This window comes from Lactococcus sp. NH2-7C (assembly GCF_029953655.1).
GTDB lineage: Bacteria > Bacillota > Bacilli > Lactobacillales > Streptococcaceae > Lactococcus > Lactococcus lactis.
On record NZ_CP124538.1, the window covers coordinates 751,520 to 764,866 of the forward strand.

Consider the following 13,347-nt stretch of genomic DNA (forward strand, 5'->3'; position numbering starts at 1 on the left):
TCAAAAAGGAGAGTCACATGACTGAAGTTTATTTTATTCGACATTCTCTTAGAGATAATGCAGCCTATGACGATATGGATGTTCCGCTGACTGCCGAAGGTGAAAAACGCGCACTTATCTTGGCTGATGCTTTTGCAAATGTATCAATCGAGCAAATTTTTTCCAGTCCATTTCAACGTTCTGTTCGTACCCTGAATCCTCTTGCTCACTCTAAAAATCTTGAAATTCAACTCATTTCTGATTTGAGAGAAAGAAATGTTGGTCATGAAATAGCTGATTTTTGGCCCTTTGCTAAGCGACAATGGAATGATTTTGATTATAAATTTGCTGACGGAGAATCCTTACGTGAAGTCCAAAATCGCAATATTTCAGCCCTTGAACAGATTTTAGCAACTTCTAAAAATCAAAAAGTTGCCATCGGAACACATGGTACTTCTCTTTCTACCATTTTAAATTTTTATCGACCAGACTTTCAGTTTCAAGATTTTCAATCTTTAGCTGGAAAAATGCCTTATGTCATCAAAATGGACTTTGCTGAAAATAATTATCTGACCCACCAAGTCATTGAAATTGATTATGACAATAAAAAAAGTTACTGATAGAACTACTGTCAGTAACTTTTTATTTTATAGTTCAATAATGTTTCCAGAATTCAAGTAAACAATCCACTCACAGAGATTGACCGCATAACCGGTAATTCGTTCTAAGTAAACTAGTGTCAACAAGTATTCTTTACCTGTTGTTACTGTTTCAGAGTTTTCTTTCATTCCGTCAAGAATTTTTTCTTGAATTTCATGACTCATACTTTTGATGACATATTGTTGTTCAGCAATTTCATGAGCCCGTTTATCATTACCTTGAATATAAGCATTGAGTGAAGCATCAACGATAGATTTAACTTTTTCACCGAGTAAGCTAATATCTTCTTCAACTACATGAATTCTTTCTTCACCTTTAAGTGAAATGGTTGCCTTAGCAATAGATGCAACATGGTCACCCATTCTCTCAAGGTCAGATGAAGCTTTTAGAACGGTGATGATTGTTCTTAAATCGCTAGAAACCGGTTGTTGAAGTGCAATCATTTCTAATGATTGATTTTCAAGACTTTTTTCTTGGTCATTAATGGCATGGTCGCCTTCAATGACTTGTTCAGCCAAATCACGATCATGGCTAACAAAGGCACGAACGGCCTTATTCAATTGAGCAGAAACTTGCGTGCCCATTGAGTAAAATTGATTATGAAGTTTATTAAGATCTTCTTCAAATTGTGTACGCAACATAATTACCCCTCTTTGTTTTTATAGTAATGTTATTATGATACATTCATTAAATCAACGCTATTTCGCTTTCTTTAATGAATGCTAATGAAATATCTCGCTTCGCCTTTTGGCTAGACGTTCCATTCTAAAGTCAGCATCAAAGCCTGTCAGTAAAATTTATCCAAATTTACCAGAAATATAATCAGAAGTTTCTTGTTTTTCTGGATTTAAGAAAATACTTTTCGTATCATTATACTCAATCAGATTTCCGTCTAACATAAAGGCGGTACGGTCTGAAATTCGTGATGCTTGTTGCATACTATGTGTAACAATGGCGATTGTATAATCTTTTTTAAGTTCAAGCATGGTTTCTTCGACACGAGCCGCTGAAATTGGGTCAAGGGCTGATGTTGGTTCGTCCATTAGGATAATTTCGGGATTGACAGCAAGGACACGTGCGATACAAACCCTTTGTTGTTGCCCACCTGAAAGTCCAAGTGCTGAACTGTGCAAAATATCCTTAACTTCATCCCAAATATTTGCTGCTTTGAGTGAATTTTCCACCACTTCATCAAGAAGTGCCTTATCTTTCACTCCTTTTAAACGCAATCCATAAACCACATTTTCATAAATTGAAAATGGAAATGGATTGGGTTGTTGGAAAACCATGCCAATTTCTTTACGTAAATCAACAGTATCAACTTTAGGACTGTAAATATTTTTACCTTTATAATCAATGGCTCCAGTAATTGTTACTGTTGGAATCAAATCATTCATTCGATTGATTGAACGTAAAAGCGTTGATTTTCCACATCCTGATGGACCAATGAGCGCTGTAATTTCATTCTTATAGAATGTCATGTTTATCGTATTCAACGCTTTTTTCTTGCTGTAATAAAGCGATAAGTCGCTGACGGTTAAAACTGCTTCTTTTTCCATATTTTACCTTTTTATAATTTACTGATAGAACTACTAGCACCTTCGTAATGCACTATCTACGTGCGGCGCACTACGCTGTCCATTCCAACTAAGCGCTGAAGCACTTGCTGGTAGGGCAAAGTACAAACGACTGTTCTATGACAAAAAATTTTTCAACTTTCTGTCAGTATTTTTTTGCTGACAGAAAAGATTTAATCAATTTGTAGTCTTGTCAGTAATTTTTATCAAATATTGATGACAAATTTGTGATTTATTTAGCTCTTAACCAAAGTGACCAGAAACATAATCTTCTGTTGATTGCAAACTAGGTTGAGTAAAAATTGTGCTTGTTTTATCATACTCAATCAAATCTCCTGAATAGAAGAAAGCTGTATTGTCAGAGGCCCGAGAAGCCTGAGCCATATTATGAGTCACAATGATAATCGTATAATTTTCTTTAAGCTCCATCATTGTTTCTTCAATTTGCATCGTTGAAATTGGGTCAAGAGCTGATGCTGGTTCATCCATCAAAATAATTTCTGGTTTGACCGACAATGCTCTTGCAATACATAAGCGCTGTGCTTGTCCACCAGACATGGCAAGGGCTGATTGATTTAGATTATCTTTTACTTGATCCCACAAAGCAGCTTGCTTCAATGAAGTTTCAACAATCTCATCCAGTTTTTTCTTGTCTCTCACGCCATCACGACGATGAATGAAGGCAATATTTTCATAAATTGATTTTGGAAATGGATTAGGTCTTTGGAAAACCATCCCAATTTGCTTACGAACTTCGAAAACATTTACTTTATTTTCGTTAATATTGACCCCTTCATAATTGATTTCGCCAGTCACCCGAGCGCCATCAATTGTATCATTCATGCGATTCAAAGCACGTAAATAGGTTGATTTACCAGAACCTGAAGGACCAATAAGTGCAGTGATTTCATTCTTAGGAAAAGACATTGTTACACCATGGATTGCTTCTTTTGTTCCATTATAGAAAACACGCAAATCATTTGTTGATAATGCAATTTCTTCTTTCTCAGGCACCATAATTTTGCGCTGAGACCAGTCATATGTTGTTGCCATAATTATTCTTTCTCTATAAAATCTTTGATTTTCTTAGTTAGAAGATGTTAACTTCTTGTGAATTCGATTTCCAAGGAAACGTGCCCCCAAGTTAAAGAGGAGAACAAAGATAATCAATACTGCTGAAGCTCCTGCAGAAATTTGTTGTGCTGTTGAAATCGTTCCCTCGGTGTTAAGTGCCCAGATATGAACAGCCAAAGTTTCAGCTGGTCTGAAAAGTGAGAGCGGCGAAGTCAAGCTCATCGGATTCCAGTTTGCCCAGTTAATTGGTAAGTTCGTTTGTCCAGCAGTGTAAATCAAAGCCGCAGCTTCACCAAAGACACGTCCTGAAGATAAGATAACCCCAGTAATGATTCCGGGAACAGCAGCTGGTAAAATTACTTGTGTTGCCGTTTCCCAACGTGACATTCCGAGTGCCAAACCACCTTCACGCTGTGAAGTTGGAATTGCTCGAAGTGATTCTTCAACATTCCTAGTCATCAATGGTAAGTTGAAAACAGTCAGTGCCAAGGCACCTGATAAAACTGAAAATCCAAGACCAAATTGTAATACGAAAATTAACATCCCGAAAAGTCCAACAACGATTGAAGGAAGTGAAGATAAAACTTCAATAGCTGAGCGAACAACACCAGTTAACCAATGTTTTTGATTCGCATACTCAGACAGATAAATCCCTGCACCAAGTGATAAAGGAACAGAAATAATCAAAGTTACAATCAAAAGATAAACAGAGTTAAAAAGTTGTACGGCAATCCCACCACCTGTCAATGGATTTGACGCAGTGATGATGAATTTAGGATCTTTAAAGATAACTGGCAAACCTTTAATTAAAATATAAGCCAGTAAAAAAGCGAGGATAAGAACAATGATGCCAGAAAGGACGTAAAGGACACCAGTGGCAATCTTGTCAGAGCGTTTAGCGTTCATTATTTAAGACTTCCTTTCTTAGCAATAGCACGCATTGCGAGGTTGAAAAAGAGTGACATAATCAAAAGGAGTAAAGCAAGTGACCAAAGTGCATTCAATTGAATACCAGGTGTTGCATTTGGAATTCCTGATGTCAAGATTGAAGTCAAGGTTGAAGCTGGTGAAATCAAATCTTTTGGCATTGTCACTGCATTACCAACCACCATTTGAATAGCAAGAGCTTCACCAAAAGCACGCGCCATACCAAAGATAACAGCAGTCAAAATTCCTGGTGTTGCCGCTCTTAGAAGAACACGCCAAATTGTTTGCCAACGCGTTGCACCAAGCCCGAGTGATGCTTCTTTATAATAAGAAGGAACAGCTTTCATAGCATCCACAGTCATTGAAGTTACGGTTGGTAAAATCATGACAAAGAGTACAAACACACCTGACAAGAGACCCAAACCAGTTCCGCCAAAAACATTACGAATGGCTGGAACAACAACAGTTAAACCAATGAAACCATAAACAACTGATGGGATACCAACAAGGAGTTCAATGACAGGTTGTAAAATCTTTTTACCATATTTCGGTGAAATTTCTGTCATATAAATTCCCGCACCAATAGCAAATGGAGTGGCAACGAGGGCTGAAAGTACAGTAACAATCAATGACCCCGTGAACATCGGCAATGCACCAACTGCAGGTTTACCGTCAGGGCCAAGATTACCTGGTGACCAATTCGTTCCAAAAAGGAAACGGAAAGGATTAACACCATCTGAATAGAAAGTTGACAGACCTTTTTGAGCAATGAAGACGAGAATTGCACCTACAACAAAGACAATGAGGGCAATACATAAGAAAGTTAAACTCTTACCAAATTTTTCAAGTCTTGAATTTTTATTGCTTGAAAGCAATTTTTCTTTGATTTTTGAATTTTCCATAGGGACCTAACTATTTTTGTTAATTTGCATCTATCTGATTAATGCAAATGAAGTTATTGATTAAACTTATTTTGACTAATTTTTACTGACGGAGGATAAGTTTAATTTCCATCAGTAATTATTTAATTTTTTCAACATTTCCTTTCGCATCACGGTCAACCTTCATTTCAGAAACCCGGATATAACCAAGATGCTCTAGGGTTTTCTTATCATTTTGAACATATTCGATAAATTTATTTTCGATTGTATTCTTACGAGATTTGTTGGTGTACATATGCTCATATGACCAAATTTTCCATGCATTAGTTTTTACATTGTCATAAGTTGGCTCAACACCATCAACATTAACCGCCTTTACACCGGGTTTGTTGGTGTAACTGAAAGCAACATACGAAATAGCCCCTGGCGTTTGCCCAACTAATTGGACAACAGAACCTGAAGCATCTTGGGTTGGACCATTCACTTCTGTGGCACCATTCAAAGCATATTTATCAAAATTTACTCGCGTTCCTGAACCAGCAGTACGACCAATGACCGTAATTTTTTGGTCTTGACCTCCTACTTCTTTCCAGTTGGTAATTTTACCAGTGAAAATATCAATCAGTTCTTGTTGAGTCAAATTTGAAACTTTTAACTTTTTGTTGATAATTGGTGCAAAACCAATGACAGCAACTTTATGGTCAATAATTTTATCAGCTGCTATTCCTGATTTTTCTTCAGCGAAAATATCAGAATTCCCAATTTGGAAAGAACCAGCCGCAACTTGAGCCAATCCGACACCAGAACCACCACCTTGAACCATAATAATTTCATCAGGATTTTGCTTCATATATGCCATAGAAGCATGTTCAACCATGGGTTGCAAGGCAGTTGAGCCACCCGCTGTGACCTGTTTATTTCCAGAACCACAAGCTGCCAATGTAAATAAACTCACACTGGCCATCAAAGCAATAAAAATTTTCTTCTTCATAGCTTAATTATACCATAATGGCCTATCAATGAGCGGTTGATGATAGCGTTCTTATGTAAATGTTTTGTAAATAATACGGGAAAATGCCCAACTCTAAAAAAGAGTGAGCAATTTCCTGTCTTTTAGGGAAAGAATAATGAAGAAAAATTTAAAGATAGGCTCTCATCAGTTCATCCTGTTTATGTTAACTGATAAAATTTTTATAAAAAAGGAGTCAAACTTTAAAATTTTAATTTATGAAGAAGAAAATTTTTATTGCTTTGAATCCTATGGTTATAAACTAATTTATTAATTGTTAAATTTACTGACAGACTTAAATTATTTTGAAATTGACTTACTGTCAGTATTATTTCTTAGTGATATTTCCGTCAGCATCACGTTCAACTTTCATGTCACTGATTGGAATGTATCCCAATTTTTTGATGTCTTTTTTGTTTTCTGCCACATATTTAATGAAAGCTTTATCTGCTGCAGTTTCTTTCTTAGTATTGGTGTACATATGTTCGTAAGACCAAACTTTGTAGTCATTAGTTACAACATTTGCTTCTGTTGGCTCAACACCATCAATTGAAATATCTTTGATGTCTTTACTTGTATCAACATAAGAAAGTGCCACATATGAAATCGCTCCTGGCGTTTGACCTACCATTTGAACAACTGATCCTGAAGCATCTTGTGTTGGACCTTTAACCTCTGTTGCTCCACCAAGTGCGAATTTATCAAAGTTTACGCGAGTTCCAGAACCCTCAGTCCGTCCGATAACCGTAATTTTTTGGTCTGAACCGCCCACATCTTTCCAGTTTGTCACCTTCCCAGTGAAAACATCTTGCAATTGTTGAGAAGTTAAATTTTTAACATCAATTTTTGCGTTAACAATCGGTGCAAAACCAACAACCGCTACTTTATGGTCAGTAATTGTAGAAGCATCAATTCCTGATTTTTCTTCAGCAAAAATATCAGAGTTCCCAATTTGGAAAGAACCAGCTGCAACTTGTGTCAAACCAACACCAGAACCTCCACCTTGCACAGTCACTTGAACCCCAGTATTTTTTGCCATAAATTCTGTTGACGATTGTTGTGCTAATGGTTGAAGAGCAGTTGAACCTCCAGCAATAATTTTTCCTGACAGAGCTTTGTCAGAAGAACTTGAGCTACTTGATGATGAGCCGTTTGATGAACCACAAGCTGCCAAAGTTAACAATGCACCAGCAGTAATAAGACCAACAAGAATTTTCTTTTTCATGAGAAGTTTCTCCAATTAATTTCTAAATAAGTTGTTAAGCGTTTTTGCTTACAAAACTATTCTATCATCGAAAGAAGGCACTGGGTGTAAACACATAGTAAATACAAGGTAAATGGATTGTAAACGAGATTTTTATCTAGAAAACTTTTTTACTGACGACAATTCTGTCAGTAAAAAAACACTGACAGATTTATCAGTGATTTTTTAACGGTTGTAAGCTTTGATTTGTCTTGCGATATCCCGATTTTGTTCTTTACGTTTGAGCGTTTCGCGTTTATCGTAATCTTTTTTACCACGAGCCAGTCCCATCAAGACCTTAGCAAAACCGTTTTTTAAATAAACTTTTAAAGGAATAAAAGTAATTCCTGTTCCTGATAATTCCTTATCAATCTTAGCAATTTCTTTTTTATTTAGTAATAGTTTTCGCGTACGCAATTCTTCAACATTAAAAATATTTCCCTGCTCAAAAGGAGCAATATGAACATTTGATAACCAAACTTCTCCATTACGAACTCTGGCAAATCCATCTTTTAATTGAATTTTTGCTTGACGAACAGACTTAATCTCCGTTCCTGTCAGCACAATTCCTGCTTCAAAAGTTTCGTAAATTTCATAATCATGCCGAGCCTTTTTGTTCTGAGCTAAAGGCTTATCTTCTGTATTTTTTACCATGCCCTCATTTTACCACAAAAAGAACATTTATTTAAGGATTTTTAATGACAGATAAAATCTCTCTGACCAACAACTCATAAGCTCTTAAGGTAAAATGTAAACCATCAGCTCTCAACAAATTTTTAGGATTTTCAGACCTCTTCATTATCTGAAAAATATCAATCACCTTAAGTGATTTTTCTTTGCCTAAATTTAATGTGACTTCTCTAAAAAGTTCAACCTCGGAAAGCTTACTATAATGTGTCGGTTCATCATCATTATAAAAAGGAGGAGTAATTAGAACCGTTCTTTCTACCCCCAACTGTGAAATCATTTTTAATAAATTTTCGCGAAATTCTGCCGGTCGAATCAAATGATAAGGTGAAGCATCATTTGCCCCAAAAAAAATAAAATTTAAGTCCGCTTCTTCCTCTAGAACATATTTTAGACGTAGAAGTCCACCATAAGTATCATCTCCATTAATTCCATGAAGTAACACTTTCAGCCTGGGCTCTTTTTCCTCGATTAATCTTGCAATAATATTTGACGACCCCCCTTCATCCATTCCAAAACTATTGGTAATTGAATCTCCAAAAATTGTGATCTTCATTTTAAGCATCTCTTTCAAGTATTTTTATCATTTTACCATAAATATTTATTGACACATATCAAAAAAAATAAAAAAATATCGTAGAAAATCTACGATATTTATCTTTTTAAGCTAATTTTTCAGCGACTGCGGCCAAAAGTTCAGGAATTCCTGCTGCTTTTGAACCACCAGCCATTGCCATATCTGGTTTTCCACCACCACGACCATCAACAAAAGGTGCTAATTCTTTAACTAAATTACCTGCTTTTACATCTGATGATTTAGAAGCCACTAAAAGGCTTACTTTTTCACCAATTTTGGCAACTAAAACAAGAACATCTGAAAGCTCTTTTTGTTTCCAAATATCTGCCAAATTACGCAAACCATTAGCGTCAGGAACAGTTACTTCACTGGCGATAAAGTTTAGAGAGCCAGTTGTTTGCACATTTTTGAAAATTTCATCTGATTGACTTGCTGCAAGTTTTCCAGCCAAAGCATCATTTTCTTTTTGAGCTGTTTTAAGCTCATCTTGTAAGCTAGTAACTTTTGCTAAAACTTGTGAAGTTTGGGGCGCTTTAACCATTGTTGCTACTTCATTCAAAGTATTTTCAGCATCTTTAAAAGCTTCATAAGCTTTTTGACCTGTCACAGCAATAATCCGGCGAACACCAGAACCAATTCCTTCTTCTTTAACAATCTTGAATAAACCAATTTCAGAAGTTGTTTGTGTATGTGTTCCACCACAAAGTTCGATAGAGTAGTCACCAATTTTTACAACGCGAACGTTTTTCCCATATTTCTCACCAAAGAGGGCCATAGCTCCCATTTCTTTGGCTGTAGCAATATCAGTTTCAACGGTTTCAACCTTTAATGATTGCCAAATTACTTCATTAACTTGACGTTCAATCTCAGCCAATTCTTCTTTAGTCACTTGTGCAAAGTGAGTAAAGTCAAAACGTAAGAATTCAACCTCATTAAGTGAACCAGCTTGTAGTGCATGATTCCCAACAATATTATGCAAAGCAGCATGAAGTAAGTGAGTCGCTGTATGGTTTTTTACAACAGCAGAACGACGTTCTTTGTCAATCTCTAAAGTATAGTTTTCGCCAACTTTAAGTGGTGAAAGAGTTTCAACAGAATGAAGATTTTGACCATGAGGCGCATGTTGTACATCTAATACATTCGCCACAACTTGACCCTCAGCATCTTTAATTACTCCATGGTCAGCCACTTGACCACCCATTTCAGCATAAAAAGGAGTCACATCAAAAACAAGTTGAGCTTTACCAGAAACTTCATCAACAATTTCATCGTCTTGTATAGCAACAAGTAATTTTCCTTGAGCAGTCTTATCTTCATAAAGGAATTCTGATTCTACTTCAATAGATGACAATGTCTCATTTTGAGCGCCCATTGAACCACCTTTGACAACAGCAGCACGTGCACGCTCTTGTTGAGCTTTCATGGCTACTTTGAATCCTTCGTGGTCAATTTTGAATCCTTCATCTTCTGCCAATTCTTCTGTCAATTCCACAGGGAAACCATAAGTATCGTAGAGGCGGAAAATATCTGCCCCTTCAAGTCTATCTCTTCCTTCAGCTTTAAGATTTACCAAAAGTTCATCAATCAATTTTTGACCGGCATCAATCGTGCGGTTGAAAGTTTCCTCTTCACGATCAATAATTTGCATGATGAAGTCTTCTTTTTCAAGCACTTCTGGATAGTAAGATTGCATGATTTTACCAACAGTTGGAACAAGTGAAGCTAAGAATTTTCCTTGAATTCCCAATTTTTTACCATGCATAACCGCGCGACGAAGTAAGCGACGTAAAACATAACCACGTCCTTCATTTCCTGGCAAAGCACCATCACCGATAGCAAATGAGAGTGAGCGAATATGGTCAGCAATTACTTTGAAACTCATATTTTCGCTGTCTGGACTATATGTTTTTCCAGATAGTTTTTCAATTTCACGAATGATTGGTAAGAATAAGTCTGTATCAAAGTTTGTTTTTCCACCTTGAATAATGCAAACCATTCGTTCGAGTCCCATCCCCGTATCAATATTTTTTTGTGGCAATTCAGGATATTCTGAACGAGGGATTGATGGATCTGCATTAAATTGTGAAAGAACAATGTTCCAGATTTCAATATAACGGTCATTTTCAATGTCTTCTGCCAACAATTTTAAGCCCACATGTTCTGGGTCATAAACTTCTCCACGGTCAAAGAAAATTTCTGTATCTGGACCAGAAGGACCAGCACCAATTTCCCAGAAGTTGTCTTCAATTGGAACAAGGTGTGCTGGGTCTACCCCAACTTCAACCCAACGATTATAAGTATCCTTATCAGCTGGGTAATAAGTGATATAAAGTTTTTCTGCTGGGAATTCAAACCATTCAGAACTTGTCAATAATTCCCAAGCAAAAGCAATCGCTTCTTTACGGAAGTAATCACCAATTGAGAAGTTACCAAGCATTTCAAACATGGTATGGTGACGTGCTGTTTTACCAACATTCTCAATATCATTTGTCCGAATAGCCTTTTGAGCATTAGTCAATCTAGGATTTTCTGGCACTACTGAACCATCAAAATATTTTTTTAGTGTTGCTACTCCTGAATTTATCCAAAGCAAAGTCGGGTCATTTACAGGAACAAGACTTTGAGAAGGTTCAACAGTGTGACCTTTTGATTTGAAAAAGTCGAGGAACATTTGGCGAACTTCTGCCGAAGTCATGGTTTTCATTATTTTCTCCTTTTATATAAAGTTTAAAGTCTAACGATAAACTTATTTCATATACTTTGTTAATGTTTTCACAATAAAACAATAAAATTCTACCGTAAACAAAGGGGCGTATACAGTTATACCGCGGTACCACCCTTATTCACGATAGAATTTCTATCATCTTAGTTCGGTTGTTAAAGCAGTTATCGCTGCTATAAGCACTTTTTTTAACTTGCTCATTCTCACCGTTTAGAGCTCTCTTTAAAGTTAATTTCTATTATCTAAATTATTTAGATGATGAAGAACTTGATGTTTGTGTAAATTGTGAGAAGAGTGATGCAAATGCAGATTCTTTCACAGTTACGTTATTCTTTTTGAGGTATTTAGCAATAACACCACTTACAAATGTTGTATCTTGTTCTTTTTCAGTTTTAATGACATTTTGAAGTTCTTTTTTGTACTTGTTCATGTCAGTTCCTTTTTCAGATGTTTTTACCATTTCAACAATATAGTAAGAAGTAGCACCTGTTGATGAACTTGTAGATTCAATGACATCTGAAAACTCGCCATTTTTTAATTTGAAAGCAGCTGTTTGAACTTCTGTTGGAACACTTGTTGAAGTTGAATTAAATGTTACTTTGCTTTCAGCATTTGTTTTTTCAAAGCTTGCTTTACCAGCATCATCTTTTTTAGCGGCATCCAATGCTTTTGTTGCTGCATCTTTTGATGTTTCAGAAACAACATAAGCCGTTACATCTGGATGATAAGATTCCCAAGCTTTTTTGAGGTTAGCATCTGTATATTGAGTTTCTTTGATTTCGTGGTCAATCGCTGCTTGTTCAAGCATTTGTGTACGCATGTATGGTGTGAAACTTGCTTCAGTCAATCCTTGTTGTTGCAAAGCAGATGAAAATTGGCTACCATATTGGTCTTTGATTGACTTAACTTTTTTGCTAACATCTTTATCAGTGACTTCTTTTCCAAAGTCTTTAGCAAAAATTTTGTCAAAAGTTAAATTTTGAAGTAAAGTATTTGTCGGTTGTGATGGAAATTGTTTGGCTTCCTTGTATAAATCAGAAACGCGAATGGTATCACCTTTCATTGTGATGATATCCTTGCTTGCTGAATCGCTACTTGAGCAACCAGATAAGGTTACCAGTGCGGCTCCGGCAAAGACAGTAGTCATAACTAATCCGAGTTTTTTGAATTTCAAGATATTCTCCTTCGCATGATTCGATGTTTCTAGTTAATGTATCCTAAAACATCCTTTTATTTTTAACTTGTTGCAATTATATCATAAAAAATTAAATAAAGCTTTAAATACACCAAATATAAATCAGTGAATTGGTAACCTAAAAGTTTAATTTATGCTTTCTTTATCATCAATAAGCCATCTCCAAGTGGGAGAATACTTGTTAAATATTTAGGATTATCTAGGACCTCATCAAAAAGCTTACGTAAGCCCCGCTCTAGCGCCCGTTGATTTCTTTTGATTTCCATGATTGGGGTCAATATTTCTCCACCTTGAAAAATATCATCCATTAAAATCACTCCATTTTCAGATAGTAAATCTAGAGCAATTGGTAGGAATTCGATATATTTTGATTTAGCTGAGTCCATAAAGATTACATCGAATGAGCCCGATAATTCTTTCAAAATATCTGCAGCATCGCCCTCTTTAAGAATAATTTGATTTCGATGGTCATACTTGTCCAGATTTTTTTTAGCTAACCCAATCATTTCAGGATTACGGTCAATTGTTACAATCTCTGCATTTGGAACCTCTTGAGCCATTACGAGAGCCGAAAAACCAATTGCTGTTCCGATTTCGAGAATTCTTTTTGGTTGCAACAAGCTTAATAGCATTTGAAAATAAATAACTGTCTCATGCGGGATAACTGGAATATTATTTTCTTTAGCAAATTTCAGTACTTCTGCAAGTTCTCCGGTTATTTGTGTTTGACTTGAACGCATCCATTCTACTAATTCTGCTTTGACAACTGGTCGATTCATCATGGGGTTACTTGTACGTTTATATGTTTCAACCATT

General features: G+C 36.1%; 13 protein-coding genes. 1 reads left to right on the forward strand and 12 read right to left on the reverse strand.

Annotated features, from left to right (window positions below):
- The first annotated feature begins 17 nt into the window (after positions 1–17).
- Positions 18–599 (forward strand): histidine phosphatase family protein, encoded by a 582-nt coding sequence (locus QJV49_RS03575; RefSeq protein ID WP_225511975.1) that lies wholly within the window; start codon positions 18–20, stop codon positions 597–599.
- Between the two features lie 27 nt (positions 600–626).
- Here the strand turns inward: QJV49_RS03575 and phoU are convergent, their stop codons facing one another.
- The 12 genes from phoU to QJV49_RS03635 all read right to left on the reverse strand — a co-directional run bounded on the left by phoU (position 627) and on the right by QJV49_RS03635 (position 13,346).
- Complete coding sequence (phoU, locus tag QJV49_RS03580) at positions 627–1,280, reverse strand: phosphate signaling complex protein PhoU (protein ID WP_003130887.1); 654 nt, start codon at positions 1,278–1,280, stop codon at positions 627–629.
- A 156-nt stretch (positions 1,281–1,436) separates the two neighbouring features.
- Positions 1,437–2,198 (reverse strand): phosphate ABC transporter ATP-binding protein PstB, encoded by a 762-nt coding sequence (gene pstB, locus QJV49_RS03585; RefSeq protein WP_003130886.1) that lies wholly within the window; start codon positions 2,196–2,198, stop codon positions 1,437–1,439.
- A gap of 261 nt (positions 2,199–2,459) precedes the next feature.
- Positions 2,460–3,269, reverse strand: coding sequence for a phosphate ABC transporter ATP-binding protein PstB (gene pstB / locus QJV49_RS03590; RefSeq protein WP_225511974.1), 810 nt, complete (start codon positions 3,267–3,269; stop codon positions 2,460–2,462).
- A gap of 33 nt (positions 3,270–3,302) precedes the next feature.
- A complete protein-coding gene (gene pstA / locus QJV49_RS03595) occupies positions 3,303–4,196 on the reverse strand; it encodes a phosphate ABC transporter permease PstA (protein ID WP_003130884.1) in 894 nt (297 codons plus the stop codon).
- Complete coding sequence (gene pstC, locus QJV49_RS03600) at positions 4,196–5,119, reverse strand: phosphate ABC transporter permease subunit PstC (RefSeq protein ID WP_225511973.1); 924 nt, start codon at positions 5,117–5,119, stop codon at positions 4,196–4,198. The genes pstA and pstC overlap by 1 nt, the downstream gene beginning before the upstream one ends.
- A gap of 118 nt (positions 5,120–5,237) precedes the next feature.
- Positions 5,238–6,089 carry a phosphate ABC transporter substrate-binding protein gene (locus QJV49_RS03605; protein ID WP_225511972.1) on the reverse strand — a complete coding sequence of 284 codons (852 nt, stop codon included), beginning with the start codon at positions 6,087–6,089 and terminating at the stop codon, positions 5,238–5,240.
- Positions 6,090–6,435: 346 nt separating this feature from the next.
- Complete coding sequence (locus QJV49_RS03610; protein WP_225511971.1) at positions 6,436–7,332, reverse strand: phosphate ABC transporter substrate-binding protein; 897 nt, start codon at positions 7,330–7,332, stop codon at positions 6,436–6,438.
- Between the two features lie 204 nt (positions 7,333–7,536).
- On the reverse strand, positions 7,537–8,004 hold the full coding sequence (gene smpB, locus QJV49_RS03615; protein WP_003130878.1) for an SsrA-binding protein SmpB: 468 nt from the start codon (positions 8,002–8,004) through the stop codon (positions 7,537–7,539).
- Positions 8,005–8,035: 31 nt separating this feature from the next.
- Positions 8,036–8,593, reverse strand: coding sequence for an SGNH/GDSL hydrolase family protein (locus QJV49_RS03620; protein ID WP_225511970.1), 558 nt, complete (start codon positions 8,591–8,593; stop codon positions 8,036–8,038).
- A gap of 106 nt (positions 8,594–8,699) precedes the next feature.
- Positions 8,700–11,318 (reverse strand): alanine--tRNA ligase, encoded by a 2,619-nt coding sequence (alaS, locus tag QJV49_RS03625; protein WP_225511969.1) that lies wholly within the window; start codon positions 11,316–11,318, stop codon positions 8,700–8,702.
- A gap of 265 nt (positions 11,319–11,583) precedes the next feature.
- Positions 11,584–12,510 (reverse strand): peptidyl-prolyl cis-trans isomerase, encoded by a 927-nt coding sequence (locus QJV49_RS03630; protein WP_058205148.1) that lies wholly within the window; start codon positions 12,508–12,510, stop codon positions 11,584–11,586.
- 152 nt (positions 12,511–12,662) lie between these two features.
- Positions 12,663–13,346 carry an O-methyltransferase gene (locus QJV49_RS03635; protein WP_225511968.1) on the reverse strand — a complete coding sequence of 228 codons (684 nt, stop codon included), beginning with the start codon at positions 13,344–13,346 and terminating at the stop codon, positions 12,663–12,665.
- Position 13,347: the final 1 nt, after the last annotated feature.

Coding starts and splice junctions, on each gene's coding strand:
- QJV49_RS03575 (WP_225511975.1), top strand. CDS start 18: ATGACTGAAGTTTATTTTATTCGACATTCTCTTAGAGATAATGCAGCC.
- phoU (WP_003130887.1), bottom strand. CDS start 1,280: ATGTTGCGTACACAATTTGAAGAAGATCTTAATAAACTTCATAATCAA.
- pstB (WP_003130886.1), bottom strand. CDS start 2,198: ATGGAAAAAGAAGCAGTTTTAACCGTCAGCGACTTATCGCTTTATTAC.
- pstB (WP_225511974.1), bottom strand. CDS start 3,269: ATGGCAACAACATATGACTGGTCTCAGCGCAAAATTATGGTGCCTGAG.
- pstA (WP_003130884.1), bottom strand. CDS start 4,196: ATGAACGCTAAACGCTCTGACAAGATTGCCACTGGTGTCCTTTACGTC.
- pstC (WP_225511973.1), bottom strand. CDS start 5,119: ATGGAAAATTCAAAAATCAAAGAAAAATTGCTTTCAAGCAATAAAAAT.
- QJV49_RS03605 (WP_225511972.1), bottom strand. CDS start 6,089: ATGAAGAAGAAAATTTTTATTGCTTTGATGGCCAGTGTGAGTTTATTT.
- QJV49_RS03610 (WP_225511971.1), bottom strand. CDS start 7,332: ATGAAAAAGAAAATTCTTGTTGGTCTTATTACTGCTGGTGCATTGTTA.
- smpB (WP_003130878.1), bottom strand. CDS start 8,004: ATGGTAAAAAATACAGAAGATAAGCCTTTAGCTCAGAACAAAAAGGCT.
- QJV49_RS03620 (WP_225511970.1), bottom strand. CDS start 8,593: ATGAAGATCACAATTTTTGGAGATTCAATTACCAATAGTTTTGGAATG.
- alaS (WP_225511969.1), bottom strand. CDS start 11,318: ATGAAAACCATGACTTCGGCAGAAGTTCGCCAAATGTTCCTCGACTTT.
- QJV49_RS03635 (WP_225511968.1), bottom strand. CDS start 13,346: ATGGTTGAAACATATAAACGTACAAGTAACCCCATGATGAATCGACCA.